The organism is Paractinoplanes bogorensis, assembly GCF_018829635.1.
Classification (GTDB): Bacteria; Actinomycetota; Actinomycetes; order Mycobacteriales; family Micromonosporaceae; genus Actinoplanes; species Actinoplanes bogorensis.
The window spans coordinates 396,673-423,380 of the sequence record NZ_JAHKKG010000004.1; the positions used below are offsets into that span (position 1 = coordinate 396,673).

Below are 26,708 nucleotides of genomic sequence, written 5' to 3' on the forward strand. Positions count from 1 at the left end.
GTATTTTTTGGCCAGCCCCCTGGGTGGGCGGGGTGGGTGTGGTGGCGCCTGCTGGCTACTATGCCGGGCCCCAGATGCGAATGATGCGGTCCGGGCTGCTGCTGGCGAGAAGGCGTCCGTCGGGACTGAACGCCAGCGAACCGACCAGGTAAAGGTGACCGGTCAAGGGCTCACCAGCAGGTCGACCCGTGCTGACATTCCATAGCTGTACGGAGCCGTCGTTGCCGCCGCTGGCGAGCAGTCGCCCATCGGGGCTGAATGTCACCGACCACAGTTCTCCGGCGTTACCGGAGAGCGGCTCTCCAACGGGTTGGCCGGTGTGCGGATCCCAGAGCCTTATTGTCTTGTCGGCGCTGCTGCTGGCGAGGACTGCGCCGTCGGGGCTGAACGCCAGTGCGCGCACCATCCTGGTGTGTCCGGTGAGGGGTTCGCCGATGAGTTCGCCGGTGCTGATGTTCCACAATCGGATGGTGCCGTCGTTGCCGGCACTGGCCAGTATCTCGTTGTCCACACCGAACGCCACTGTCCGCACCCAGTTGCGGTGGCCCTTGATGGGTTCTCCGACAGGTTGGCCGGTCGCGGGGTCCCACAGCCGGACGGTCTGATCGGCGCTACCGCTGGCCAGCACTGCACCGTCCGGGCTGAACGCCACCGACTGCACCCAGTCGGTGTGGCCGATCAGGGGAGTTCGAACGGCTTGGCCGGAGGTGGGGTTCCACAGCCGGATGGTCTTGTCGGCGCTGCCACTGGCGAGCAGCTCACCCCCGGGGCTGAACGCCAGCGATCGCACGGGCTTGGTGTGACCCGACAGCGCGGCGAGCTCTTGGCCGGTAGTGGGATCCCACAGGCGCACTACTCGATCCGTACTCCCCGTTGCGAGGATGCTCCCATCCGGACTGAACACCACCTGCCCGGAACCGATCGTGAAGTTGCTCCCCCACCAACCGGCCGCCGCGCCGGAGAACCTCCTCAGCTCTCGCCACGTGCCCGCGCTCGGTGCCGAAGCGGCCGAAGCGGCCGAAGCGGCCGAGTGCGACGGATCCCGGTCGACCGACTCCTCATTCGTTGCCGTTTGCGTGGGCGGGAGCACGGTGAAGAGATGAGCGTCGTCGCCACGAAGATAGAGGACGGGGGTCAGCCACTCCAGGGTGGATCCGCCTGTGCCGAGAACGCCGATCCGGCCGCTGAGCACCGCCTGGTCGACCCCGCGGCCGGCGGCGAGCGCAGTGTAGAAGGCGCGAGAGAACGCGACGGCGGCGCGATCGGTGACGGAGAACTGCATGGCCGCCACCGCACGGATGCCGCCTCGTGCGAGTGCCGCTGCAGTGCCCGAGAACAAGTCGTCGGCACCGGACGTCGCGGATGAGCACGAGTTGAGCACGACCACGCGAGGCATCGGCTCGGCCTGGCCGAGCAGGTCGGCGAAGCGGCCGGCGGTGACGCGGTTGACCCGGCCGCCGTCGCCGGTCAGCGCCAGCACACCCGCACTGTCATGGGCGTCGAAGTCGCCATGCCCGATGAAATGGATGATGTGCCACTGCTCGGTGAGCAGCATCTCCTGCAGAGTCTCCCAGGTGGCGTCGGGCGCCCAGACCAGCTCGACCGCGCCCGAGCTGATCGGGCGGCGCAACGCCGTGGCCAGTTGCTCGCGTTCACGTTCCGCGTCGAGAGGCGGTAGCCCACGCGGCGCCGAGACGATCCCCATGATGCGCAGCGGGGCGGTGACCTGCAGGGGATTCAGGGTGGCGGCGACTGGTACGCGGCGGACCAGCGGTTCCCGATGGCAGACATAGCCGCCGGCACCGGCGTCGTACATCGCCTCCCACGGCAGTGCCGCCAGCTCGGCCGGATCGATCCGCAGGATCACCCGCAGAGGTTCGCCGCCGTTGTGGGCGATGGCGAGGCTGGCCTGATAGCGGCCGGCTACGGCGGGGGTGGCGAAGAGCGCCTCGAAGAGAGCCGCCCCCAGGTCCCGAACTGGCTGCTCCAGCCGGGAGATGCGGCCTCGCACGTTCGCCGAGGAGGCCAGCAGCGCGGTCTGGATCGGGCCACGCTGGGCCAGCAGCGCATCGACGTCCAGGGTGAACTCCGCCGACGCCTCACCGGCCGGCGAATTCACCACCTGCACACCGTAGAGCTTTGAGCCGGCACCCCGGCTGATGCTCAGTTCGAAGATCTGCACCGACACGAGACGGTATTGCTCGCGGCCACGACTGGCCAGCCCCCGTCGGGAGGACGACGGACAAAGGGGGAGGGGCCGCGTCCGGACGTGGACGCGGCCCCTCGGGTGAGAGCGGGCTCAGCCCTTGACGCTGCCGGCCAGCAGGCCGCGCACGAAGAAGCGCTGCAGCAGCAGGAATACCGTCACCGGCACGATGATCGACACGAACGCACCGGCCGACAGCAACTGCCAGGCCGTTCCGCGCGTGCCGCTCAGATTGGCCAGCTGCAAGGTGATCGGCGCGACCTCGTCGCCGCCGCCGGCGAAGACCAGGGCCACCAGCAGGTCGTTCCAGACCCACAGGAACTGGAAGATGCCGAACGCCGCCAGGGCGGGGGTGAGCAGCGGCAGCATCACCTTGAAGAAGATCGACACGTGCCCGGCGCCGTCGACGCGGGCCGCCTCGATCAGGCCGGCCGGGATCTCCCGCATGAAGTTGTGCAGCAGGTAGATCGCCAGCGGCAGGGCGAACGTCGCGTGCGACAGCCACAACGTCCAGAAGGTGCCGGTGATCTTGATGTTCACGTAGATCTCGAGCAGCGGGATCAGCGTGACCTGCAGGGGCACGATCTGCAGCGCGAACACCATGAGGAACAGGATGTTCTTGCCGGGGAAGTTGATCCACGCGAACGCGTACGCCGCCAGGGCGGCCAGCGACAGCGGGATCAGCACCGACGGGATGCAGATGATCAGCGAGTTGATGAAGAAGTTGGCGAGGTTGACGCCACCGTCACCACCGAAGACGCCCTTGTAGTTGTCCATCGTCAGCGTCGGGTTGCTGAAGAACGTCCACCAGCCGGTCGTCTTGATCGCCCGTTCCGGACGGAACGAGGAGACCAGCAGGCCGAACGTGGGCAGCGTCCACAGCACCGCCAGCACGATCGCGGCCAGCGAGGCCCAGGGGGAGCTGAGCCGCTTCTTGGCGACCTTGGCGGCGGACGGCTTCTCGGCCACGAGCGGAGGCGTCGTCGTCACCGGAGTAGTGGTGCTCATCGTGCCTCCGACTGACGCAGCGAACGGATGTTGTACCAGACGATCGGGATGACCAGGACGAACAGCAGCGTCGCGAGCGCGGCGCCCAGGCCCTGGTTGTCGGCGTTGAAGGTCTGCCGGTAGAACTCGTTGGCCACCACGCTGGTGCCGAAGTTACCGCCGGTCATGGTCCGGACGATGTCGAAGACCTTCAGGGTGGCGATACCGATCGTGGTCAGCACGACGACGACCGTCGGCTGCACGCTCGGCAGCGTGATCTTGCGGAACATCTGCCACGCGTTCACGCCGTCGAGCCGGGCCGCCTCGATGATGTCGTCCGGGATGGCCTTGATGGCCGCGGACAGGATCGTCATGGCGAAGCCCGCCTGGACCCAGATCATCACGACGATGAGTAGGAACGTGTTGAGCGGCGACTCGATCAGCAGCTGCACCGGCTTGCCGCCCAGCCACACGATGAGCTGGTTGATCAGGCCGATCTGCTTCACGTTGCCCTGGTCGGGGCGGTACTCGTAGACGAACTTCCAGATCACGCCGGCCGCCACGAAGGAGATCGACATGGGCAGGAAGATCAGCGTCTTGGCGAACGACTCGAACCGCGACTTGTCGACCAGGATCGCGTAGACCAGGCCGATCGCGGTGGCCACGAACGGGGTGACGACGACCCAGAACACCGTGTTCCGCAGCACGGTCAGCTGGTCGGCGTCGCTGAAGATGGTGCCGTAGTTGTCGAATCCGATGAACGCCTTGCCGGCGGCGTCGAAGAACGACTGATAGATGGTCCGGAGGCCGGGATAGACGAGGCCGATGCCCAACATGAGGACGACCGGCAGCAGATAGAGGTAGGCGACGATTCGGTCGCCCCGTTTACCGCCGAAACGTCCGGCGATGAACAGGATCAGGCCCATGACTGCCGCGAAAAGCAGCAGTGCCGCGAGCATCTGCAGGATTTTTTCGGGGGTGGTGGAGGCGGTGTTGAACACGCGTCCCGGACCTCCTTAGACGCTGGGATGGAGAGAGGTTTGGGGCCGGCCGGGAAAGATCCCGACCGGCCCCGAAAATGCTATGTGCTTACTTCGGCCACGCCTTTTCAATGTTGTTCAGCGTGGTCGGCGTGTCCTGACCGGTGATCCAGGCCGTGGTCTGCTTCCAGAACGCGTCCGAGCCCACCGCGGCCGGCATCATGTCGGAACCGTCGAAGCGGAAGGTCGCCTTCGGGTCGAGCAGGATGCCGCCGGCCAGCTTGTCGATCGGGTTCGTCAGGTTGGCCTGGTCGAGACCCTTGTTGGCGCTGACCCAGCCCGACGACAGCTTGGCCTTGGTGTTGGCCCAGACGTCGGAGGACAGGTAGGTCTGGAACGCCTTGACCTCGGGACGGTCGGCGAAGGCCACCACGAACTCACCCGCGCCGAGAACCGGCTTGGTGGTGGCGTCCTTGCCCGGCAGGTAGAACGCGAAGATGTCGCCGTCCTCGGCCACCTTGGTGCCCTTGGGGAAGTTGGCCGCGTAGAAGCTGGCCTGACGGTGCAGCGAGCAGGTGCCGTCCAGGATGGGGAGACCCGCGTCCTGGAAGGTGGTGGTGGCGATGCTCTTGACGTCGCCGAGACCGCCGTTGACGTACTTGTCGTTCTTCAGGTACGCACCGACCGCGTCCAGCGCCGCCGTCGGCTCCGCGCTGTTGAACGGGATCTCGTGGTTGACCCACTTGTCGTACTCCTCCGGACCGGCGGTCCGGAGCATGAAGTCCTCCATCCAGTCGGTGAGCGGCCAGCCGGTCGCGTCACCACTGGAGATGCCGGCGCACCACGGCTTCTTGCCGTCGGCCACCATCTTGTCGCTGAGAGCCTTGAGCTCGTCCAGCGTGGTCGGCACGGTGTAGCCGGAGTCCTTGAACTCGCTCGGCGAGTACCAGACCAGCGACTTCACGCTGGCGCCGAGCGGGGCGCCGTAGAACTTGCCGTCGATCGTGGTGTAGGCCTTCCAGGCCTTGTCCCAGAACTTGTCGACGTTGTCCGAGACCTCCTGCGGGGCGGCGACGGCCTTGCCCGTCGACACCAGCTGCTTCACCAGGCCCGGCTGGGGCACGATGGCGAGGTCCGGCGGGTTGCCGGCGCGGGCGCGCACCAGCACCTGGGTCTCGAACGACTTGTCGCCCTCGTACTTGATCGTGGCGCCCGTGCACGCCTCGAAAGGCTTGTAGCTCTCGATGTGCGGGGTGTCCTCGGGGGTCACGATGCCCGTGTAGATCGTGACCGTCTTACCCTTGATGTCACCGAATTTGGTGTAAGGCGCGCAGTCGATGGCGGCCGCCGAAGCGTCCGTGCCACTGCTGCTGTCAGAATCGCTGTCACCGCACGCCGCGAGGCCGAGAACCAGCCCCGCACTGAGCGTGCCGGCGAGCGCGGCCCGGAATCGCGGGCTCGTAGGTTGACCGAACATACCGCTCCCTATGTCAAATCGCGCTTCCGACGTCCGGAGACGTCGCCGTCCGAAGCGCTACTTGGATCACAGTCAAGAGGTAACCGGCACGTTGCGCAATGATTTCCGCTTGATCGACTCGGTAACGATACGGCGTCGCTGCTCCGGGCGCCTTAACCGGTTAAGGTAGAGCCCCTGGTCAGGCCGCGAAAAAGCGTCTGACATAGACCCTAGCCAAAAACAGACCACCCCGCGTCGGATATCGGCGAACATCCGAGGCGGGGTGGTCTGATCGGTCGATAGCGGGAGCGCAGCCGGAGGTCTAAAGCCCCAGGATCAACAGCGTTTCCCCGTACGGGCGTGTCAGTCGGCCATCGACAGATACCGGAACCCGAGGCGGGCCATCCGGTCGCCGTCGAGCACGTTGCGGCCGTCGAGCACGATCGGCGTCCGCATCAGGCCGACGAACTTGGCCCAGTCGAGCTCGAGGTACTGCGCCCACTTGGTGACCAGGACGACGGCGTCGCAGTCGTCGAAGACGCCGTCGAGGGTCTCGCTCAGGTGCGGCGCCATCTCGGGGTACTCCCGGCGGAAGCGCTCGCCGGCGATCGGGTCGTGCAGCTTGACCCGGGCACCGCGGGCGAGCAGCAGGCCCGCGATGTCGAGGGCGGGCGAGTCGCGCAGGTCGTCGGTGTTCGGCTTGAACGCGATGCCGAGCAGGCCGATCTTGCGGCCCTTGAGGATACGCAGCTCGCTCTGCAGCCGCTCGACCGCGATCTCGCGCTGGCGCTGGTTGACGTCGCGCGCCGCCTTCACGATCGGCATGTCGTAGTTGTACTCGGACGCGGTGGCGATCAGCGCCTTGGTGTCCTTGCCGAAGCAGGAGCCGCCCCAGCCCACGCCGGGCTCGAGGAACCGCGAACCGATGCGCTGGTCGAGGCCGATGCCCCGGGCCACCTCGGTGATGTCGGCGCCGACCTTGCCGGCCAGCTGGCCGATCTCGTTCACGTAGCTGATCTTGAGGGCCAGGAACGCGTTGGCCGCATATTTGATCAGCTCGGCCGAGGCCAGGTCGGTGGAGACCAGCGGGACGGCGGTGGTGTCGTCCGGCCGCGGCTGGAAGGCCGGCGGGGTGAAGGTCTGGTTGATCAGTGGGCGGTAGAGGTGGTTGAGCACCTCGAGCGCGCGCGGGTTGTCCGAGCCGATCACGATGCGGTCGGGGAACAGCGTGTCGTGGATCGCGTTGCCCTCGCGCAGGAACTCCGGATTCGACGCCACCGAGAATTCGCACTGTTCCGGCTTGTCGGCGCGCACCGCGAAGGAATCGCGCAGAATCGCGTCGACCCAGTTGCCGCTGCCGATCGGAACGGTCGACTTGTTGACCACGACGGTGAACTCGTTGTCGAGGTTCTTGGCCACGCTCTCGGCCGCTGAGCGCAGGTAGCGCAGGTCGGGGCTGCCGTCGGCGGCGGACGGGGTCTGCACCGCTACGAAGACGACGTCGGCGCCCGGCACGCCGTCGGCGTAGCTGGTGGTGAACGTCAGGTTGGGGGAGGCCTCGGCGAGCAGCTCCTCCATGCCGGGCTCGTAGATCGGGCACTTGCCGCCGCGCAGCATGTCGACCTTTTCCTGGTCGAGGTCGATGCAGGTGACCTCGTGCCCCAGGAAGGCCAGGCTCACCCCGGTGGTCAGCCCGACGTAGCCCGTGCCGACAACGCAAACCCTCATCAAACGCTCCTCCACCACGGGTGGCCCGCCGTCACTGCCACCCCTTCGGTAATCACGGCCAGATGATACACAGCGTAGAAAAACCACGCGCAAATCCTTGACGTACGGTTATCGGTTCATTCCTTAGAGTCGCCGCTCCGATTTCTCTCATTGACACATTTGAAAGCGACCGGACGATTTCCGGGCGGCCAAGAATTGACGACCACCGGGTGTCACCGGCGGTCGCCGCCCTCGCGCGGAGCGTGCTCGCGCGGGGGCCCGCGCGCGTCCAGCAGATTTCCCGGGATATGCACGATTGTCAACTCCTCGTTTCCAGGCCTTGACAGCGGTATGACAGGACTTCACGCTCTTGGGAGCGCTCCCATGTAGAAGTTCGTCAATGGAAGGTCGAGGATGCGAAGGTCCACCATCGCGGCGGTCGTCACCGCCGCCCTGCTCAGCGCGGCGGCCGTGGTGCTGGCCCGGCCCCTGACGGCCACCGCGGCGGCCGCCGATCCGTACGTCTGGAAGAACGTGCGCATCGACGGCGGCGGCTTCGTGCCCGGCATCGTCTTCAATCCGGGCGAACGAAATCTGATCTACGCGCGCACCGACATCGGCGGCGCCTATCGCTGGAACGAGAGCGGCCAGAGCTGGACGCCGCTTCTCGACTGGGTCGGCCAGGAGAACTGGGGCTACAACGGCGTGCTGAGCATCGCGCCCGACCCGGTCGACACCAACCGGGTCTACGCGGCGGCCGGCATGTACACCAACAGCTGGGACCCGAACAACGGCGCGATCCTGCGCTCCTCCGACAAGGGCGACACCTGGCAGGTCACCAAGCTCCCGTTCAAGAACGGCGGGAACATGCCGGGCCGGGGCATGGGGGAGCGGCTCGCCGTCGACCCGCGCAACAACCGGAACGTCTATTTCGCGGCCGAGGGCGGCAACGGGCTCTGGCGCAGCACCGACTACGGCGTGACCTGGGCCAAGGTCGCCAACTTCCCGAACGCCGGCAACTATGTGCAGGACCCGAACGACACCAACGGCTATCTGAACCAGAACCAGGGGCTGACCTGGGTCACCTTCGGTGCCGCGAACCAGATCTACGTGGGCGTGGCCGACAAGGCGAACCCCGTCTACCGATCGCTGGACGGGGGCGCGACGTGGGAGCGGATCGCCGGCCAGCCGACCGGATACATCGCGCACAAGGGCGTCGTACAGGGAAATTATCTCTTCATCGCGACGAGTGACACCGGCGGCCCGTACGACGGTGGGGCCGGCCAGGTGCAACGGCTCGACACGACGACCGGCGTCTGGACCGACATCTCGCCGACCCCGGCCTCGGGAAGCCCCTACTACGGCTATTCGGGGCTGACCGTCGACCGGCAGAAGCCGGGCACGCTGATGGTCGCCACGCAGATCTCCTGGTGGCCCGACGCGATCTTCTTCCGCAGCACCGACAACGGCGCCACCTGGACCCGGATCTGGGACTTCACCAGTTATCCGTCGGTGTCGAAGCGCTACACCATGGACATCTCGGCCAACCCGTGGCTCGACTTCAACACCAACCCGCAGCCGCCCGAGTCGACCCCCAAGCTCGGCTGGATGAACGAGTCGCTCGAGATCGACCCGTTCAACTCGGCCCGGATGATGTACGGCACCGGCGCCACGATCTACGGCACCACGCAGCTGACCAATTGGGACAGCAACACCACCTTCACGATCAAGCCGATGGCCAAGGGGATCGAGGAGACGGCCGTCCTCGACCTGGCCAGCCCGCCCTCGGGCGCACCGCTGGTCAGCGCGCTGGGCGACATCGGCGGCTTCCACCACGCCTCGCTCGACGCGGTGCAGCCCAACTTCCACGACACGCCCGCGCTGGGCAGCAACACGTCGCTGGACTTCGCCGAGCTCAGCCCGCTGGTCTTCGCCCGGGTCGGCAACGCGGACGCGGCCCCGCACATCGGCATCTCGAGCGACGGCGGCAAGAACTGGTACCAGGGCCAGGAACCGGGCGGGGTGACCGGTGGCGGCACGATCGCGGTCGGCGCCGACGCCAACGCCATGGTCTGGTCGCCCGCGGGCACCGGGGTCCACTTCTCGACCACGCGGGGCAGTTCGTGGACCGCGTCGACCGGGATTCCGGCCGGCGCGATTGTCGAGTCGGACCGGGTCAACCCCAAGACCTTTTACGCGTACGCCGGAGGAAAGTTCTACACCAGCAAGGACGGGGGCGCCTCCTTCACGGCGTCGGCGGCCACCCTGCCGACGACCGGTCGCCTGCACCTCAAGGCGGTGCCGGGGATCGCGGGCGAGGTCTGGTTCGCGGGGGAGAGCGGGCTGCTGCGCTCGACCGACTCGGGCGCGACCTTCACCAAGGTGTCGTCGGTGACCTCGGGCATCAACGTCGCGTTCGGCAAGGCGGCGCCGGGCGCCACCCACCCGGCGGTGTTCCTGGTCGGCACGGTCGACGGGGTGACCGGCGTGTTCCGGTCGGACGACACCGGCGGCTCGTGGCTGCGGATCAACGACGACAAGCACCAGTACGGCAACGCCGGTGACGCCCTGGCCGGCGATCCGCGCATCTACGGCCGGGTCTATCTGGGCACCAACGGCCGCGGCATCCTCTACGCCGACCGGGCCGGGGGCACCACGCCCACGACCCCGCCGACCACGCCACCCACGACTCCGCCGACGACGCCACCCACGACTCCGCCGACCACGCCGCCGACGACCCCGCCGACGACGCCACCCACCACTCCGCCGACGACCGGTGGCTGCGTGGCGGCGTACAAGATAACTGGGTCCTGGGGTGGGGGTTTCCAGGGCGAGGTCACCGTGACGAACACCGGGACCGCGCCGACCACGGCCTGGACCGTCGGCTGGACCTATACCGGCGGACAGACCGTGACCCAGCTGTGGGGCGGCACGCACACCCAGACCGGCACCGCGGTCACCGTGCGCAACGCCTCCTACAACGGCGCCCTGGCCGCGGGCGCGAGCACCACCTTCGGCTTCCTCGGAAGCCTCAGCGGCAGCACCAACCCCGTCCCCGCCCCGGTCACCTGCGCCCCGGCGTAGCGCGCCCTCCCCACCGAAAGGACATCCCCCGTGCAAGTCAGATCGAAGGCCAGACGCGTGCTGGCCGTCACCGGCGCCGCCGTCCTCGGCGCCGGCGCGGCCCTCGCGGCCGGTGCCCCCGCCCTCGCCGCCCCCGGCTGCACCGTCGTCTACAAGGTGCAGAGCCAGTGGACCGGCGGGTTCACCGGCGACATCGCCATCACCAACACCGGCGACCCGGTGACGTCGTGGAAGCTCGAGTACGACTTCCCGGACGCGTCGCAGAAGGTCACCCAGGGCTGGAGCGGCGTCTATTCGCAGAGCGGCCAGCACGTCACCGTGAACAACGCGGCCTGGAACGGCAACCTGGGCACCAACGGGTCGGTGAGCACCGGCTTCAACGGCACGTTCGGCTCGGCCAACCCGGTGCCGACCGCGTTCACGCTCAACGGCACCCGCTGCAACGGCGCGGCCAACGCCCCCACCGTCGAGATCACCAGCCCGGCCGCGAACACCCGGTTCACCGCCCCGGCCTCGATCCCGATCACCGCCGTCCCCGGCGGCACGGTGGCCAAGGTCGAGTTCTACCACGACGGGCTGCTGCTCAACACCGACACCACCGCGCCCTACACGTACACCTGGACCGGCGTTCCGGCCCAGACCGCGGCCTACCAGCTGCAGGCGATCGCGTACGACGCGGCGGGCACCAAGAGCAACACCGCGGCCGTGCCGGTCTTCGTCGACGCGGCCACCACGCCGGCGATCGTCACCGACGCCACCTCGGTCAGCGTCTCGCCCGGCGGGTCGGCCACGTTCAAGCTGGCCCTGAGCAAGGCGCCGACGGCGAACGTGTCCGTGGCCATCGCCCGCACCGCCGGTTCCACGGCGGTCACGGCGACCCCGACCCCGCTCACCTTCACCCCGTCGAACTGGAACACCGGCCAGACCGTCACGGTCGCGGCCACCAGCGCGGCGGCGATCGGCGCGACGGCCTCGTTCTCGGCCACCGCGAGCGGGCACACCGCGGCGACGATCAACGCGACCGTCGTCCGGGAAGGGGCCGCCGACGCCCGGTTCACCCAGATGTACAACGACATCAAGAACCCGGCCAACGGCTACTTCAGCCCGGACGGCGTGCCCTACCACTCGATCGAGACGCTGATCGACGAGGCGCCCGACCACGGCCACGAGACCACCTCCGAGGCGTTCAGCTACTGGCTGTGGCTCGAGGCGGAGTACGGGCACACGTCGCAGAACTGGGCGCCGTTCAACAGCGCGTGGTCGACGATGGAGAAGTACATCATCCCGTCGCACGCCGACCAGCCGACCAACGACAAGTACGACGCGTCCAAGCCGGCCACCTACGCGGCCGAGTACCCGCTGCCGTCGCAGTACCCGTCGCAGCTCGACAACAGCGTCTCGGTCGGCAGCGACCCGCTGGCCGCGGAGCTGAAGAGCGCGTACGGGACCTCCGACATCTACGGCATGCACTGGCTGCTCGACGTCGACAACACGTACGGCTTCGGCCGGTGCGGTGACGGCACCTCGAAGAACGTCTACATCAACACCTTCCAGCGCGGCCCGCAGGAGTCGACGTTCGAGACCGTGCCGCAGCCCTCCTGCGACACGTTCAAGTACGGCGGCCCCAACGGTTACCTCGACCTGTTCACCAAGGACTCGAGCTACGCCAAGCAGTGGAAGTACACCAACGCCCCGGACGCGGACTCGCGCGCGGTGCAGGCGGCGTACTGGGCCTACACCTGGGCCACCGAGCAGGGTAAGCAGTCGCAGCTGACCTCGGCCGTGACCAACGCGGCCAAGATGGGCGACTACCTGCGCTACTCCTTCTACGACAAGTACTTCAAGCAGCCGGGCTGTGCCTCGACGTCGTGCGCGGCGGGCACCGGCAAGAACGCCTCCAACAACCTGATGTCCTGGTACTACGCCTGGGGCGGCGCGACCGACACCAACGCCGGCTGGGCGTGGCGGATCGGCTCGTCGACCAGCCACTTCGGCTACCAGAACCCGATGGCGGCCTACGTGCTGTCCAACGTGAGCGCCTTCGCCCCGAAGTCGCCCACGGCCAAGGCCGACTGGCAGGCCAGCCTCAACCGGCAGCTCGAGTTCTACCAGTGGCTGCAGTCGTCCGAGGGCGCGATCGCCGGCGGCGCGACGAACAGCTGGAACGGCAGCTACCAGGCGCGTCCGGCCGGGGTGCCGACGTTCTACGGCCTCTCGTACGTGGAAGCCCCGGTTTATGAGGACCCGCCGTCGAACCGGTGGTTCGGCATGCAGACGTGGTCGCTCGAGCGGCTGGCCGAGTACTACTACCTGACCAATGACGCCAAGGCCAAGTCGGTCCTGGACAAGTGGGTCCCGTGGGCGCTGGCCAACAGCACCATCAGCGCCACCGACTTCTCGATCCCGTCGGACATGGCGTGGACCGGTGCGCCGGCCACCTGGAACCCGTCGTCCCCGGCGGCCAACACCAACCTGCACGTCACGGTGACCAGCAAGGGCCAGGACCTCGGCGTGGCGGGCTCGTACGCCAAGCTGCTGACCTACTACGCCGCGAAGTCGGGCAACACGGCCGCCAAGACCGCAGCCAAGAACCTGCTCGACGCCATCTGGACCAAGAAGGACTCGAAGGGCGTGTCGGTCACCGAGACGCGCGCCGACTACAACCGGATGGACGACACCTACAACGCGTCGACCGGCCAGGGCATCTACATCCCGCCGGGCTGGACCGGCAAGATGCCGAACGGCGACGTCATCAAGCCGGGCGTGTCCTTCCTGGACATCCGTTCCTTCTACAAGAACGACCCGGACTACCCGAAGGTCGAGGCCTACCTCAACGGCGGACCGGCCCCGACGTTCAACTACCACCGCTTCTGGGCGCAGGTCGATGTGGCCACCGGCTACGCCGACTTCGCGCGCCTGTTCCCCAACGGATAGGAGGTCTGTTTCTGATGCGCAAAAGGCTTTTGATGTACGCCATGGCAGGGCTGCTCGCGGCCGGTGTCGGTGCGGTGATCACCCCGGTCGCCGCCCAGGCCCACGGGGCGATGATGGTGCCCGGCAGCCGGACGTGGCTCTGCTACAAGGACGGCCGCAACCCGAACACCGGGGCGATCGAGCCCAAGAACGCCGCCTGCGCCGCCGCGGTGGCGCAGAGCGGGCCGACCTCGCTCTACAACTGGTTCGCCGTGCTGCGCTCCGACGGGGCGGGCCGGATGGACGGGTTCATCCCGAACGGGCAGCTCTGCTCGGGCGGCACCGGTGGACCGTACGACTTCACCGGCTACAACCTGCCCCGCAACGACTGGCCGGTGACCCACCTGACCTCGGGCGCGTCGCTGGGCATCCAGTACAACAACTGGGCCAAGCACCCGGGCACGTTCCGGCTCTACATCACCAAGGACTCGTGGAGCCCGACCCGCGCACTCGCGTGGAGCGACCTCGAGTCGACGCCGTTCGACACCGTGACCAACCCGCCGGACCAGGGCGGGCCGGGCTCGGACGACGGCCACTACTACTGGAACGCGACGCTGCCGTCGGGCAAGAGCGGACGCCACCTGATCTATTCGGTGTGGCAGCGCTCGGACAGCAACGAGACGTTCTACGGCTGCTCCGACGTCGTCTTCGACGGCGGCAAGGGTGAGGTCACCGGCGTCGGTGGCGGTGGCACGACGACACCGCCGACCACTCCGCCGGTCACGACGCCGCCCGTCACCACCCCGCCGGTCACGCCCCCGGTGACCACGCCGCCGGTGACCACGCCGCCGCCTGCGGGTGGCTCGGCGTGCTACGCGATGTTCAACATCTCGAGCGCGTGGAACGGCGGCTTCCAGGCCGAGGTGATGGTGCACGCCGACACCGCGGCGATCAGCAAATGGTCGGTGTCGTGGACCTGGCCCGGCTCGCAGACCTTGCAACAGGTCTGGAACGGCACCGGGACCAGCAGCGGTTCCCTGGTGACGGTGAAGAACGCGGCCTACAACGGCACGGTCGGAGCCGGTAAGTACGTCACGTTCGGCATGCTCGGCACCGGAACGGCACCACCCTCGGTGAACAACCTGGCCTGCACCACGGCCTGAGTGAACCCGGCGGCGGTGCTACCACAGCACCGCCGCCGGGCTACCGCGTGGCATCCAAATCTGTCAAGATGACCACTCCTTCGATGAAGGTGCAACATTTTCGGGTCCGGCTACGTCTCTCTCGCAGGGCCCATTTCTCGAATGTGAGAGTCATGATTCAGCGACGCAAAGTAATTTTCGGTGCGGTAACTGTGGCCGCGGGGGCCACAATTGCCGGTTGCTCCTCGTCCGGCAAAGGCGGGGCCGGCTCGAGCTGGGTCGGGACGCCCGCCGAAGCCGCCGGGGCCGAGCCGGTGGCGGCCGTGATGCCGGTGAAGCTGACCGTGACGCCGGCGAACGGGGGCACGGGTGTCTCGCCGGTCAAGCCGATCGTCGTCAGCGCTACCGATGGCAAGCTGCAGACGGTGACGGTGACAGCCGGTAAGGACAAGATCGCCGGAGAGATGCAGGACGACGGCACCTGGCAGTCGACCGGCGACCTCGCGTACGGGAAGAAATACAAGGTGACCGTCACCGCGGCCGACAACGCGGGCGCGACGACAACCAAGGACCACACGTTCACCACCCTCAAGCCGGCCAAGACGGCCACGGTGTCCTTCCAGGCCAACGGCATGCTGGCGATGAAGGAGGGGCGCACCTACGGCGCCGGGCAGCCGGTGATCGTGCGGTTCAGCCGGGCCGTCAACAAGAACGCGGCCGAGAAGGCGATCGAGATCAAGACGTCGCCCTCGGTGCCGGGCAAGTTCTACTGGCGCGACGACCGCACGGTGCACTGGCGGCCGGCGAAGTACTGGGCGGCCGGGACGTCGATCGAGGTCAAGGTGAACGCGTTCGGCGTCAAGCTGGGCGACACCACGTACGGGGGGAAGAATGCCTCGACGAAGTTCCGGATCGGCCGTCAGCTGATCGCGATCTGCGACAACCGGACCCACCTGACCAAGGTCTACATCGACGGCAAACTCGTCCGCACGATGAAGAGCAGCCTGGGCAAGGGCGGCGGCACGACCGGGGCCAACGGCGAGCGGATCAGCTACTGGACGGCGGGCGGGCCGCACGTCGTCCTGGGCAAGAAGCGCAAGCACACGATGAGCTCGGCCAGCTACGGCGTGACCGACCCGAAGGACCCGAACTACTACGTGTCCGAGAACATCGAATACTGCACGCGGATCAGCTACTCCGGCGAATACCTGCACGCCGCCCCGTGGAACAAGTCGCTGGGCCGGGCCAACCTGTCGCACGGCTGCGTCAACCTGAGCACGGCCGATGCCAAGTGGGTCTACAACACGTTCCTGCCCGGCGACATCGTCGACGTCAAGAACAGCCCGCGCGAGCTCCCGATCTGGAACGGCCTGGGCGACTGGACCGTCCCCTACGACAAGTACGGCCGCTGAGCCTGGCCGGGTTCAGTCACGGCGCCGGCTCTGGAGCAGGGGCGCCAGGTCGAGCTTGAACGGGAACGGCTCTTCCGTGGTGAGTGGCTGCCCCGGAGCAGCGACCAGGAACGGGACGTAGTGGTCGCCGTCCAGCTTCTGCAGGTGCAGCTCGACCGAGTCGTCGGGCTGCTCGACCCGGAGGTACCAGCCGATACCGGCCGCAGCGTACAGCTGCGGTTTGAGCAGTCGGTCCGCGCCCGCGTTACTCGGCGAGACGATCTCGACGACCAGTTTCGCCTCGGCCGCTTCGACGGTGGATCCAGTGTCCTCGGTGTCCGCCACTACCAAGTCGGGCTCGACAATGCGGCCGGTGGCCAGCCGGAGATTGACGTCCTGCAGCATCAGAAGTCCAGCTTGCTCGGCCGGGCCATCGAGTCCCACCGCGAGTAGGTATGCGATGCGCTGATGGCGCTTGCTCGGTGCAGGACTCACCAGCAAGCTCCCATCAACAAGTTCGATCCGGTTCGCCGTCTCGCCCAGTGCGAAGTACTCGTCTTCGCTCCACGGTTCCGGGTGCTGTTCCAGGACTCCCACGCTCATCGGATCGCCTCACCTCTCGGGGGTGCCGCCCTAAGCGTGCCATGCCGCATGCGACCTGACCGGCCGCCTCGCGTGTCTTTGTGCTCGACATCTAGTCGTGAGCAAGCTTGGCATGCGACCAGATGTTGCGTCAAGGCTGGGCGGGGTTGGTGCGCAAGCCCCGAAGGATGAAGTCGAGACGGCGGTGGTAGTCGTCGCGGGGTTGCTGGTCGCAGGCGCGGACGATGACGCCCCGCTCGAGGATCAGGTAGGCCAGGTCGTCGGGGGTGATGTCGGCGCGCACCACGCCGGCCGCCTGGGCGTCGGCCAGCAGGCGGCTGCCGAAGTGGCACGCACGGTCGAAGAGCCGGGTCAACGGCTCGGAATCGGGCAGCGTGCGCATCAGCACGTCGTTGGCGGCGGGCTCGTCGAACTGCAGCAGCCAGGTGCGCAGCAGGTACTGCTCGAAGCGCTCGAGCGGTCCCTCGAGCTCGTCGACGGCGTCGATGATCGCGCCCAGGCGGGCCGCCACCAGCTCGTCGACCACCGCGTCGATCAGGCCGCAGCGGCTGCCGAAACGGTGGTAGATCGTGCCCTTGCTGACGCCGGCGGCCCGGGCCACCTCGTCGAGCGGGGTGGCCAGGCCGCCGGCGCGGAACACGTCGAGGGCAGCCCGGCGGATGCCCTCGACGTTGCGGCGCGCGTCAGCTCTCATGCGGGGGAGGCTGCCCTGTCCTGCCAGGTCACGTCCAGCGCCTTGCGGAACATCTCGACCGGCTGGGCGCCCGAGACGGCCCGCTTGTTGTCGAAGACGAAGAACGGCACGCCGCTGATCCCGAGCTGACGGGCCTGCGCGATGTCGGCCTGGATGTCCTTCTCGTAGGCCTTGGCCGACAGCGCCTCGAGCGCCTCGGCCCGGTCGAGACCGAGCTCGGCCGCGAGGTCGGCCAGCACGCCGTGGTCGGCCAGGTTGAGCCCGTCGGTGAACTCGGCCCGGAACAGGCGGTCGACCATCGGCAGTTCCTGGTCGTGCGCCTTGGCCAGGTGGATCATCCGGTGCGCGTCCAGTGTGTTGATCATCATGGACTTCTCGAACTGGTAGTCGAGACCGGCCTGGGCGCCGCGGGCCGCCAGTTGGGCGTGCGACGCCTCGACCTGGGCCTGGGGCATGCCGTAGTTCTTGGCCAGGTATTCGTCGGCCAGCACCGACTCACCCACCGGGAAGGCCGGGTTGAGCTGGAAGCTGTGATAGCGGACCTGCACCGACGAACCGTGCGGGAACTGCTCGACGGCCTCCTTGAGCACGGCGTTGCCGAGGTAGCAGAACGGGCAGACGACGTCGCTCCAGACGTCGATCACGATCGGCTCGGCGGCCCGCCCGAAGACACTGGCGCTCATCAGTCGCACCACCCGTCCACGGCGCAGACACCGGAGTCGCCCTCGAGCGGCTCCAGCATGATCAGGGGCGCGGGGGCCGGCTCGACCGGCTCGACCTGGGGATCGGGCTCGATGAGCTCGGCCACGGCGTTACTTGACTCCATGGTCAAGAAAGCTAACACCAACTTGACCGCACCGACAAGATACTCCGGCACTTTCCGGCGCGACGGCTGAAAGTTTCGGTCTCACTCAGAGTGCAGATAGTCGAGATCCAGCAGCTTGAATCTTGACGACATAGATGAACGCCTTTACGTTACGGATGTTCGTCCGAAGAGTTACCGAAACTTCCGACCCACCGCGGAGGTCTCAATGCCCACCCGTCGCGAGCTTCTCGCCCTCACATCCGGCGCCGCCGCCGGCCTGGCCCTCCCGAACGAAACCCAGGCCGCGGAAACTCAAGCCGCCTCGAAAGACGATTCCCACTGGGTCGCCACCTGGGCCGCCGCCCCGACGACGATCCCGCCCACCACCCCCACCGTCCTGGCCAACCAGACCGTCCGCCACGTCGTGCACTGCAGCGCGGGCGGCGACGAGATCCGGGTCCGGGTCACCAACGAGTTCGGCTCGGGGCCACTGCGGATCGGCGCGGTCCGTGTCGCCCTGCGCTCGGGCACCGGGGCGAGCACGGCCACCGTGCCCGGCACCGACCGGCGGGTGACCTTCAGCAACCACGCCGCGGTGACCATCCCGGCCGGGTCGCCGCTGGTCAGCGACCCGGTACGGCTGCGCGTGCCACCCGGCGGCGACCTGGCCGTCAGCCTCTATCTGCCGGCCCGCACCCCGGCGACGACCCTGGCCGCGTTCGCGTTCCAGGACAACGTCATCGCGGACGGCGACGTCACCGCCGCACGCACGGTCACACCGGTCGCCACGATCGGGCAATACCTGTTCCTCTCCGGTGTCTCGGTGCGTGACCGGGGTGCCGCCGTCGTCACGCTCGGCGACTCGATCACCAACGGCGCCAACACCCCGAACAACCTCAACCACCGCTGGCCCGACCTGCTGGCCGCCCGGCTGCGCGCGGCGGGGGCCGACCTCGGGATCGCCAACGTCGGCATCTCGGGCAACCGCCTGCTGCACGACCCGAACCCGGCTCCCGGCAGCGACGCCGAGGGCTTCGCGGCCTATTTCGGCCACAGTGGACTTCGACGGTTCGACCGCGACGTCGTGGCCCAGCCCGGCGCGCGGTTCGTGATCGTGCTGCTCGGCGTGAACGACCTCGGCCACCCGGGCACGGTAGCGCCGGCCTCCGAGACGGTGTCCGCCGACGACCTGATCGCCGGTCACCGCCAGTTGATCGCCCGCGCCCACGCGGCCGGGCTGGTCGCGATCGGCGGCACGGTCCTGCCCTTCAAGGGCGACACGCTCGGCTTCTTCACCGAGGCCAACGAGCGCAAACGCGACGTGCTCAACCGCTGGATCCGGGCCGGCGGCGAGTACGACGGCGTGATCGACTTCGACCGCGCGATGGGCGACCCGGCCGATCCGCTGCGCCTCAACCCGGCCTACGACAGCGGTGATCACCTGCACCCGAACGACGCCGGCATGGCCGCGATGGCCGAGGCCGTACCGCTGAGGCTGCTCAAATGAGGGCGCTCACCAGGGGCATCGCGGCCGGCGCGGCGCTGCTCCTTCTGATCGCCGCGCCCCTGCCGACCACCGCCTCGGCTGCTTCCGGCGCGCCGTCACTCGCGGAGCGCTTGGAGCAAAAAGGGCATAAACCGCTTTCCCCGTACGTCGTCACGGAGCGCGGCGCCAACCGCTTTCCCTTGGTGGCCGACGGGAAAGCGGCGCCCCTGATCGTGAGCAAGGACGACTACGCGGGTGTCATTCGCGTGGTCGACGATCTGCAGACCGACATCAAGAAGGTCACCGGTGTCGAGCCGGTCGTCAGCCACGACACGATCCCGGCCGGATCGGCGCCGGTCATCGTCGGCACGCTCGGTAAAAGCCCGCTCGTCGACCGGATCGTCGCGCGCGGCAAGCTCGACGTGAGCGGCCTGCGGGGCAAGTGGGAGACGACGATCGAACAGGTGGTGCGCGATCCGCTGCCCGGCGTACGGGAAGCCCTGTTGGTTGTCGGAAGCGACCAGCGGGGAAGCATTTACGGCGCTTACGACCTGTCGAAGAGCATCGGTGTTTCGCCGTGGTCGTTCTGGGACGACGTGCCAGTTGCGCAGCACGACGAGCTTTACGTGCTGCCCGGCCGGCATACCCAGGGCACGCCCAAGGTGAAATACCGCGGGTTCTTCATCAACGACGAGAACCCGGCCACCGGCACCTGGGCGCCCGGCTATTTCGGGCCGGGTAAGGCGCCCGGTTATCCGGGTGGGCTGAACGCGGCCTATTACGCCAAGGTGTTCGAGACCATGCTGCGGCTCAAGGCCAACTATCTGTGGCCGGCCGTGTGGGGGCGCGCGTTCGCCGAGGACGATCCGGCCAACCATGCGACCGCGAGCTTCTACGGCGTCGTCATGGGCACCTCGCACGAGGCGCCGATGATGCGTGGCATCGAGGAATGGAACCGGCATCCGACCGGCACCGGGGAATGGAGTTTCCGCCGTAATCCCGACGCGATCAAGGCCTATTGGCGGGACGGCGCCGAACGGATGCGCGAGCAGAACATCGAGGGCGTCATCACGCTGGGAATGCGCGGCAACGGTGACGTCAGCCTGCCCGACGGCGACGGGATCGATCTGATGTCGTCCATCATCGACAGTCAGCGGCAGATTCTGCGGGACACCGGGCTGATCGACCGGCCCCAGGTGCAGACCCTCTACAAGGAGGTGCAGCGCTACTGGGACGAGGGATACCGGCCGCCGGACGACGTGACGGTTGTGTTCTGCGACGACAACTGGGGGAATCTGCGTAAGCTGCCCGACGCGTCGCAGCCGGCTCGCAGCGGGGGCTACGGCATGTACTACCACTTCGATTACGTGGGCGACGGCCGGAACTACAAATGGGCCGACACGATCAATCTCACCAATACGTGGGAGCAGCTGAATCTCGCGTACGGGAAAGGGGTTGATCGGCTCTGGGTGGTGAACGTGGGCGATCTGAAGAACGAGGAGGTGCCCACCCAGTTCTTCCTCGACTACGCGTGGAATCCGGACGCGTGGCCGATCGAGCGGCTGGGGGAGTGGACCGGGCAGTTCGCGGCGCAGAACTTCGGGCGGGCGCTGGCCCCGGCGATCGCGGAACTGCTCGACACGTACGGATTCCTGCAGTCGCGCCGCAAGCCCGAGCTGCTCAACCGGCGGATCACGCTCGACCCGGTGACCGGCGAGGTCGTCTACAACGATCAGGCCAGTCCGTTCAGCCTGACCGAATACGGCGAGATGGATCGGGTCACCCAGGACTGGATCGCTCTGGCCCGCCGCGCTTCCGCCGTTCGCGAAAAGGTGCCGGCGCAATGGCAGGACGCGTTCTATCAACTCGTCTACTACCAGATCAAGGACACGGCGGTCGTCTATGAGCTGCGGCGGGCGCAGTTCCGCAACATCGCGTACGCGGCTCAGGGCCGGGCGGCCACCAACCGGCTCGCCGATACCGCCGAGCGGCTGTTCGCCGAGGACCAGGCCATGAGCGACTACTACAACAACACGCTCGCCGGTGGGAAGTGGAAGAACTGGCAGCTGCAGCCGAAGATCGGCTACGGGAACGTCGAGCGCTACGGCCCGAACGCGGGCTGGCAGCAACCGGAACTGAACAATGTGGCGCTGCCCGACGAGATCTATCCGCATCTCAAACGCATCGAGGTGCCGTCCGAGGCGTCGATGGGCGTCGCGGACACCCGGATCCCGCAGTTGAGCCCGTGGCAGAACCAGGAGCCGGCTTTCGAGATATTCAACAAGGGCACCACGCCGTTCCGCTACCGGATCACCACGGGCGCATCGTGGGTGCACGTGACACCGGCCTCGGGCGTCGTGAACGACCAGACGCGGGTCGTCGTGACCGCCGACTGGAAGCGGGCGCCGTCGGGCACCTCAGTCGTGCCGCTGACCGTGACCGGGGCCGGTCGTTCGGTGGTGGTTCAGGTGCCGGTCTCGAATCCGGCCGGGAAACCGGCCGGATTCCTCGAGGCCGACGGATACGTGGCGATGGAGGCCGATCACCATTCGCGAAAGACCGGCAAATGGCGGCTGCTGCCGGGGATCGGCAAGACCGGGAACGGGCTCACGCCGCTCAGTGAATCGGCGTCGCTGGAATACACGATGACGCTCACCAGCAGCGGGCCGGTGAAGGTGACGGCCTATCTGTCCCCGCGCAACAATGTGCTGCCGGGGGACGGGCTCAAATACGCGGTCTCGATCGACGGGCAGACGCCGCAGGTCGTCAACATCACCACGGCGACCGGGGCGAACGACACCACGATGAACCGGCCGTGGGCCCGCAACACGTCCGACAACATCAACCGGACCACGACCACCCACGTGATCGACTCGCCCAGGCGGCACACGCTGAAGTTCACGGCGGTCGACCCGACGGTGATCGTGCAGCGGCTGATCGTCGACACCGGCGGCGTCCAGGACAGCTACTTCGGGCCGCCGGAGAGCCGGTGGGTGCGATGAAACGGCGGACCTTGCTGGGCGCCGGTGGCGTGGCGCTGCTGCCGGGACTACCCACCCCGGACCGGAAGCGCTGGATTCACACATGGACCGCGATGCCGCAGCTCACCGAGCCGTCCAACCTGCCGCCGGCCCCCTTCACCGGGGAGTCGTCGGTGCTGGTCGACACGACGCTGCGCCAGACCGTGCGGGTGACGACCCCGGGTTCCCGCGTGCGGGTGCGCTTCTCCAACGCCTTCGGCGGAGCCGCCCTGCCGATAACGTCGGCCGCCGTGGCGCTGCCGCTGGACGGCCGGGCCGGGGTGCCGGGCATCGTGCCGGGGTCGAGCCGGCGGCTCACGTTCGGTGGCCGGTCGTCGGTGACGGTGCCGGTCGGAGCACAGATCGTGTCCGATCCGGTGCCACTGCCGGTGACCCGCGGCGCGAACCTGTCACTCAGCGTCTACCTGGCGTCGGGACAGGCCACGCTGAGTGTCACCTCGCATCCCGGGTCGCGGACCACGTCGTACCTGGGAAGGGGTGATCATGTTTTTGACCCTGATCAGCCCGGGTCGATCGGCGTGGCGCACTGGTATCTGATCAGCGGGGTCGAGGTCGAGTCGGACGGGGCCGCGATGGCGATCGTCGGCGACTCGCTGACCGACGGGCGCGGATCGACGACCGACGGCAACGACCGCTGGCCCGATCAACTGCCCGCGCCCCGGATCGCCGTCCTCAACCAGGCGGCCGGCGGCAACCGGGTGCTCAACGACGGGCTCGGACCCAGCGTGCTGGCCCGGCTCGACCGGGACGTGCTCGCGACCAGCGGCGTCGACCGGATGCTGTTGTTCGAAGGGGTCAACGACATCGGCACCGCACCGGCCACGATCGCCGACCAGAAGGCGTTGCTGGCCGACCTTCTCGGCGCGTACCAGCAGGTCGTGACGCGGGCCCACGCGGTGGACATCCGGGTCTACGGCGCCACCATCACGCCATTCGGGGGCAATACCGGATACGACGATCCGGACGGTTACCGCGAGGCCACCCGAACGGCGGTGAACAGTGCGATCCGTCACAACCGGCTCTTCGACGGGGTGGTGGACTTCGATGCCGCCGTACGGGATCCGGCCGCGCCCCGGCAGTTGTTGCCGTCCTATGACACCGGCGACCACCTGCACCTGAACCCCGCCGGATATCGAACGATCGCTCAGTCGGTGCCATCCCGATGGCTCCGCTGACCCGCGACCGGGCTCCCAGTTAACTCTGGACCTGATCGGGTACCTTCCTCGGCGTCCCGTCGGCATCCCGTCGGCGGCCCGTCGGCACCCCGTCGGCGGCCGGTCGGCGTCACGCCGGCGTCCTGTCGGCGTCCCGCCGGCGCCGAGGAAGGTGGTCCGGCGACCCGTGCTCCGCTCGATCCCGAAAAAAGCCCTGCTGCTGGTGCTGTGCGGTCTGCTCACCGCCGTGGTGGTCTCCGCCGCCTCGTTCCCGGCGGTCGCGCTGGGCGGGCTGGTCGCCAAGACGGGCGCCGAGAAGTTCGCGGCCATGCCCAGCACCATCGTCGAACAGTCGGCGCCGCAGGTGACCCGCGTCTACGCCAGTGACGGCAAGACGCAGCTGGCCGTGCTCTACGACGAGTTCCGCAGCGACGTGCCGAACAACCAGATCTCGCAGAACATGCAGGACGCGATCGTCGCGGCCGAGGACCACAAGTTCTACGAGCACAACGGTGTCGACGTGAAGGGCATCGCCCGCGCCTTCGTCAACAACAGCCAGGGCGGCTCGCAGCAGGGCGCATCCACGCTGACCATGCAGTACGTCCGGATGGCCCAGGCCTACGGCGCGAAGACGGCCCAGGAGGCCATCGACGCGACCAAGGACAGCCCCGAACGCAAGATCGCCGAGATGAAGTACGCGCTGCAGATCGAGAAGGATCTCAACAAGAAGGAGATCCTGACCCGCTATCTGAACCTGGCGCCGTTCGGCAACGGCGCCTACGGCATCTACGCCGGTGCGCAGGTCTACTTCAAGAAGTCGCCCAAGAACCTGACGATCGCCGAGTCGGCGCTGCTGGCCGGCATGGTGAAGGCGCCGACCGCGTTCGACCCGACCACCAAGACCGGCTACCCGCAGGCCCTCGAGCGGCGCAACTACATCATCGACAACATGGTCAGCCTGGGCCAGATCACCAAGGCCGAGGGCGAAGCGGCCAAGAAGACCAAGCTGAAGCGCACGACGAACCGGCCCGGCAACGGCTGCACGTCGGTGGCGACCAACAGCTGGGGCTTCTTCTGCGACTACTTCTACCGCTGGTGGATGCAGCAGGAGGAGTTCGGCGCGAACGCGTACGACCGGGAACGCCAGCTCAAGAGCGGCGGCTACACGATCGTCACGTCGATGGACGTCAAGGCGCAGAACGCGGCCCGCCACGAGATCAACCGCAAGATCAAGGACGACAACAAGAACGCCGTGGTGATCGCCGGGGTCGAACCGGGCACCGGCCACGTCAAGACGCTGGCCACCAACCGCAAGTTCAAGCTGGACGACGGCAGCAACCCGCTGAGCTCGAACCCGGCCTCGCGCAAAGCGGGGGCCAAGGCGTCCTACCCGAACACGACGAACCCGATCATCACCGGCGGCGGCGACATCAACGGCTACCAGGCCGGCTCGGTGTTCAAGATGTTCACGATGGTCGCCGCGCTCGAGAACGGCTTCGAGCTCAACCACGAGATCACCTCCGACTCGACCTACAAGTCGAGCTATCCGGTGGCCTACAACTCGCCCGCGGCCTGCCCCAACACGTCGTTCTACTGCCCGTCGAACTCGTCGCCCAACACCAAGGGCACGTTCAACATGTGGTCGGGCTTCGGCAAGTCGGTCAACACGTACTTCGTGCCACTGCAGGAACAGGTCGGCGCCGAGAAGGTCATCGACGTCTCGAAGCGGTTCGGCATGCAGTACCGCGCGTCCACCGACCGTGACCTGATGGCGACCGAGCAGGCGGCGCACAACTTCGGGGCGTTCACGCTGGGCGTGACCCTGTCGACGCCGCTGGACATCGCGAACGCGTACGCCACCCTGGCCGGCGACGGCATGTACTGCGTGCCGACGCCGATCAAGCAGATCACCGCGTCCGACGGCACCAAGGTGAAAGCCGGCCAGCCGTCGTGCAAGCAGGCAACCTCGGCCGACGTGGCACGCAAGACGATCGACGCGGCCCGCTGCCCGGTCGGCGACCGCGCCCAGCTCGGCAACTGCGCCGGCGCCACCGAGGCCAACGCCCACCGCACCATCCGGCACCCGATCTTCGGCAAGACCGGCACCACCGACAGCGACCGTACGGCGTCCCTGGTGGTCGGCTCGAGCAGCCTGGTGGTGGCCGGCTACATGGTCAACCCCGACTGGGCCAACCACACCGACCGAATGCGCCACGACATCGTCAACCCGGTCACCTACCGCACCCTGGCCGACTACCTGGACGGCACCGACCCGGTGGAGTTCAAGAAGCCCGGCGAGTAGCCCACCCGTGATCGCGGCGCTGCAGGGTGGGCGCTCCCACCGCCCGGGCCGCAGGTCACCCGTGATCGCGGCGCTGCAAGGTGAGCGCGCCCAGCAGCAGCGCGCCTACCGCCCAGGCCGCAGTCACGGCCAGCCCGCGCCACGGGGTGTCGACGTCCACGGTGGACTGGATGCGCGTGCCGGCCGTGGCCGGGCCGGCCCGATAGACGAAGTCGGCCCAGTCGGGATCGGGCAGCCAGCGCAACATCGACGGCACGAGGAACAGCAGTCCCAGCACGACGCCGGCTGATGCGGTGGCGCTGCGGAGAGTCGCGGCCGCGCCCAGCGCGAGCAGGGCGACGAGACCGAGGTAGACGACCGACCCGACCGCCGGGCGGACCGGGAAGCCGGGGCGCCCGTCGAGAAGCACGCAGCCGGCCACCGACACGACGGCGGTCGCGGTGGTGGCGGCCGTCAGGATCAGGGCCTTGGCCGCGAGAACGGGCCAGCGCCGTGGGACGGCGAGCAGGCTCGAGCGGATCAGCCCGGTGCCGTACTCGCCGGCCACGAGCTGAACAGCCGCTACCGCGATGATCGCTTGACCGAGTTGCAGGCCGAGCAGCCCCACCCGTACGGGATCGGGGGTGTCGGCGGTCGTCGCTTTGACCAGGGCCGCGACGGTGAGCGTGGCGACGACGGTCAGCGCCATGGCCAGCGGGAGGTCGGGGGTGGTTCGTGCTTTCGTCCACTCAGCGCGGACAACCGCGGGAATTGGCAC

Annotated in this window: 18 protein-coding genes; 8 read left to right on the forward strand and 10 right to left on the reverse strand. The window is 67.9% G+C overall.

The genetic code is table 11. The features are described 5' to 3' along the window. Nucleotides 1-58 precede the first annotated feature (58 nt). The 5 genes from KOI35_RS13715 to KOI35_RS13735 all read right to left on the reverse strand — a co-directional run bounded on the left by KOI35_RS13715 (nucleotide 59) and on the right by KOI35_RS13735 (nucleotide 7,357). Nucleotides 59-2,182 carry a CHAT domain-containing WD40 repeat protein gene (locus tag KOI35_RS13715; protein WP_215787270.1) on the reverse strand — a complete coding sequence of 708 codons (2,124 nt, stop codon included), beginning with the start codon at nucleotides 2,180-2,182 and terminating at the stop codon, nucleotides 59-61. A gap of 117 nt (nucleotides 2,183-2,299) precedes the next feature. After that, nucleotides 2,300-3,214, reverse strand: a complete 915-nt coding sequence (locus tag KOI35_RS13720) for a carbohydrate ABC transporter permease (RefSeq protein ID WP_215787272.1) — start codon at nucleotides 3,212-3,214, stop codon at nucleotides 2,300-2,302. Continuing rightward, nucleotides 3,211-4,152 carry a carbohydrate ABC transporter permease gene (locus KOI35_RS13725; protein WP_215787978.1) on the reverse strand — a complete coding sequence of 314 codons (942 nt, stop codon included), beginning with the start codon at nucleotides 4,150-4,152 and terminating at the stop codon, nucleotides 3,211-3,213. The genes KOI35_RS13720 and KOI35_RS13725 overlap by 4 nt, the downstream gene beginning before the upstream one ends. Nucleotides 4,153-4,282: 130 nt before the next feature. Further along, on the reverse strand, nucleotides 4,283-5,650 hold the full coding sequence (locus KOI35_RS13730) for an ABC transporter substrate-binding protein (RefSeq protein ID WP_215787274.1): 1,368 nt from the start codon (nucleotides 5,648-5,650) through the stop codon (nucleotides 4,283-4,285). Nucleotides 5,651-5,992: 342 nt separating this feature from the next. Continuing rightward, nucleotides 5,993-7,357: a UDP-glucose dehydrogenase family protein gene (locus KOI35_RS13735; protein WP_215787276.1), complete on the reverse strand. Its 1,365-nt coding sequence runs from the start codon at nucleotides 7,355-7,357 to the stop codon at nucleotides 5,993-5,995. Nucleotides 7,358-7,750: 393 nt separating this feature from the next. Between KOI35_RS13735 and KOI35_RS13740 the strand changes: the two genes are divergently transcribed. From KOI35_RS13740 to KOI35_RS13755, 4 genes are all read left to right on the forward strand, one after another. Further along, the gene (locus tag KOI35_RS13740) at nucleotides 7,751-10,420 is read left to right on the forward strand and encodes a cellulose binding domain-containing protein (RefSeq protein ID WP_215787277.1); all 2,670 of its coding nucleotides are present in this window, start codon (nucleotides 7,751-7,753) and stop codon (nucleotides 10,418-10,420) included. Nucleotides 10,421-10,450: 30 nt separating this feature from the next. Next, on the forward strand, nucleotides 10,451-13,354 hold the full coding sequence (locus tag KOI35_RS13745; RefSeq protein ID WP_215787278.1) for a glycoside hydrolase family 48 protein: 2,904 nt from the start codon (nucleotides 10,451-10,453) through the stop codon (nucleotides 13,352-13,354). A gap of 14 nt (nucleotides 13,355-13,368) precedes the next feature. Continuing rightward, entirely contained in the window at nucleotides 13,369-14,496 is a 1,128-nt protein-coding gene (locus tag KOI35_RS13750; RefSeq protein WP_215787280.1) for a lytic polysaccharide monooxygenase, read from the forward strand. Between the two features lie 152 nt (nucleotides 14,497-14,648). Further along, nucleotides 14,649-15,887 carry a L,D-transpeptidase gene (locus KOI35_RS13755; RefSeq protein ID WP_215787283.1) on the forward strand — a complete coding sequence of 413 codons (1,239 nt, stop codon included), beginning with the start codon at nucleotides 14,649-14,651 and terminating at the stop codon, nucleotides 15,885-15,887. A 12-nt stretch (nucleotides 15,888-15,899) separates the two neighbouring features. Here KOI35_RS13755 and KOI35_RS13760 read toward each other — a convergent pair whose 3' ends face one another. From KOI35_RS13760 to KOI35_RS13775, 4 genes are all read right to left on the reverse strand, one after another. Beyond that, nucleotides 15,900-16,469, reverse strand: a complete 570-nt coding sequence (locus tag KOI35_RS13760) for a Uma2 family endonuclease (RefSeq protein WP_215787284.1) — start codon at nucleotides 16,467-16,469, stop codon at nucleotides 15,900-15,902. A gap of 130 nt (nucleotides 16,470-16,599) precedes the next feature. Further along, on the reverse strand, nucleotides 16,600-17,163 hold the full coding sequence (locus KOI35_RS13765) for a TetR/AcrR family transcriptional regulator (RefSeq protein WP_215787286.1): 564 nt from the start codon (nucleotides 17,161-17,163) through the stop codon (nucleotides 16,600-16,602). Continuing rightward, on the reverse strand, nucleotides 17,160-17,846 hold the full coding sequence (locus KOI35_RS13770) for a DsbA family oxidoreductase (RefSeq protein ID WP_215787288.1): 687 nt from the start codon (nucleotides 17,844-17,846) through the stop codon (nucleotides 17,160-17,162). Before KOI35_RS13770 ends, KOI35_RS13765 begins: the two co-directional genes overlap by 4 nt. After that, a complete protein-coding gene (locus KOI35_RS13775) occupies nucleotides 17,846-17,989 on the reverse strand; it encodes a hypothetical protein (RefSeq protein WP_215787290.1) in 144 nt (47 codons plus the stop codon). The genes KOI35_RS13770 and KOI35_RS13775 overlap by 1 nt, the downstream gene beginning before the upstream one ends. A gap of 205 nt (nucleotides 17,990-18,194) precedes the next feature. On the opposite strand from KOI35_RS13775, the gene KOI35_RS13780 reads away from it, so the two are divergent. The 4 genes from KOI35_RS13780 (at nucleotide 18,195) to KOI35_RS13795 (ending at nucleotide 25,951) form a co-directional block, all read left to right on the forward strand. Then, nucleotides 18,195-19,475: an SGNH/GDSL hydrolase family protein gene (locus KOI35_RS13780; RefSeq protein WP_215787292.1), complete on the forward strand. Its 1,281-nt coding sequence runs from the start codon at nucleotides 18,195-18,197 to the stop codon at nucleotides 19,473-19,475. Beyond that, nucleotides 19,472-22,456 carry a glycosyl hydrolase 115 family protein gene (locus tag KOI35_RS13785; RefSeq protein WP_215787294.1) on the forward strand — a complete coding sequence of 995 codons (2,985 nt, stop codon included), beginning with the start codon at nucleotides 19,472-19,474 and terminating at the stop codon, nucleotides 22,454-22,456. The genes KOI35_RS13780 and KOI35_RS13785 overlap by 4 nt, the downstream gene beginning before the upstream one ends. Next, on the forward strand, nucleotides 22,453-23,670 hold the full coding sequence (locus KOI35_RS13790; protein ID WP_215787297.1) for an SGNH/GDSL hydrolase family protein: 1,218 nt from the start codon (nucleotides 22,453-22,455) through the stop codon (nucleotides 23,668-23,670). The genes KOI35_RS13785 and KOI35_RS13790 overlap by 4 nt, the downstream gene beginning before the upstream one ends. 166 nt (nucleotides 23,671-23,836) lie before the next feature. Further along, the gene (locus KOI35_RS13795) at nucleotides 23,837-25,951 is read left to right on the forward strand and encodes a transglycosylase domain-containing protein (protein ID WP_308120955.1); all 2,115 of its coding nucleotides are present in this window, start codon (nucleotides 23,837-23,839) and stop codon (nucleotides 25,949-25,951) included. A 55-nt stretch (nucleotides 25,952-26,006) separates the two neighbouring features. On the opposite strand, the gene KOI35_RS13800 is transcribed toward KOI35_RS13795, so the two are convergent. Next, nucleotides 26,007-26,708: an ABC transporter permease gene (locus tag KOI35_RS13800; RefSeq protein ID WP_215787299.1), complete on the reverse strand. Its 702-nt coding sequence runs from the start codon at nucleotides 26,706-26,708 to the stop codon at nucleotides 26,007-26,009.

Bases quoted from the DNA above. Each gene is read 5' to 3' on its own strand.
- KOI35_RS13720 (WP_215787272.1), bottom strand. From the start codon at position 3,214: ATGAGCACCACTACTCCGGTGACGACGACGCCTCCGCTCGTGGCCGAG.
- KOI35_RS13725 (WP_215787978.1), bottom strand. From the start codon at position 4,152: ATGCTCGCGGCACTGCTGCTTTTCGCGGCAGTCATGGGCCTGATCCTG.
- KOI35_RS13730 (WP_215787274.1), bottom strand. From the start codon at position 5,650: ATGTTCGGTCAACCTACGAGCCCGCGATTCCGGGCCGCGCTCGCCGGC.
- KOI35_RS13735 (WP_215787276.1), bottom strand. From the start codon at position 7,357: ATGAGGGTTTGCGTTGTCGGCACGGGCTACGTCGGGCTGACCACCGGG.
- KOI35_RS13740 (WP_215787277.1), top strand. From the start codon at position 7,751: ATGCGAAGGTCCACCATCGCGGCGGTCGTCACCGCCGCCCTGCTCAGC.
- KOI35_RS13750 (WP_215787280.1), top strand. From the start codon at position 13,369: ATGCGCAAAAGGCTTTTGATGTACGCCATGGCAGGGCTGCTCGCGGCC.
- KOI35_RS13755 (WP_215787283.1), top strand. From the start codon at position 14,649: ATGATTCAGCGACGCAAAGTAATTTTCGGTGCGGTAACTGTGGCCGCG.
- KOI35_RS13760 (WP_215787284.1), bottom strand. From the start codon at position 16,469: ATGAGCGTGGGAGTCCTGGAACAGCACCCGGAACCGTGGAGCGAAGAC.
- KOI35_RS13765 (WP_215787286.1), bottom strand. From the start codon at position 17,163: ATGAGAGCTGACGCGCGCCGCAACGTCGAGGGCATCCGCCGGGCTGCC.
- KOI35_RS13770 (WP_215787288.1), bottom strand. From the start codon at position 17,846: ATGAGCGCCAGTGTCTTCGGGCGGGCCGCCGAGCCGATCGTGATCGAC.
- KOI35_RS13775 (WP_215787290.1), bottom strand. From the start codon at position 17,989: ATGGAGTCAAGTAACGCCGTGGCCGAGCTCATCGAGCCCGATCCCCAG.
- KOI35_RS13780 (WP_215787292.1), top strand. From the start codon at position 18,195: ATGCCCACCCGTCGCGAGCTTCTCGCCCTCACATCCGGCGCCGCCGCC.
- KOI35_RS13785 (WP_215787294.1), top strand. From the start codon at position 19,472: ATGAGGGCGCTCACCAGGGGCATCGCGGCCGGCGCGGCGCTGCTCCTT.
- KOI35_RS13790 (WP_215787297.1), top strand. From the start codon at position 22,453: ATGAAACGGCGGACCTTGCTGGGCGCCGGTGGCGTGGCGCTGCTGCCG.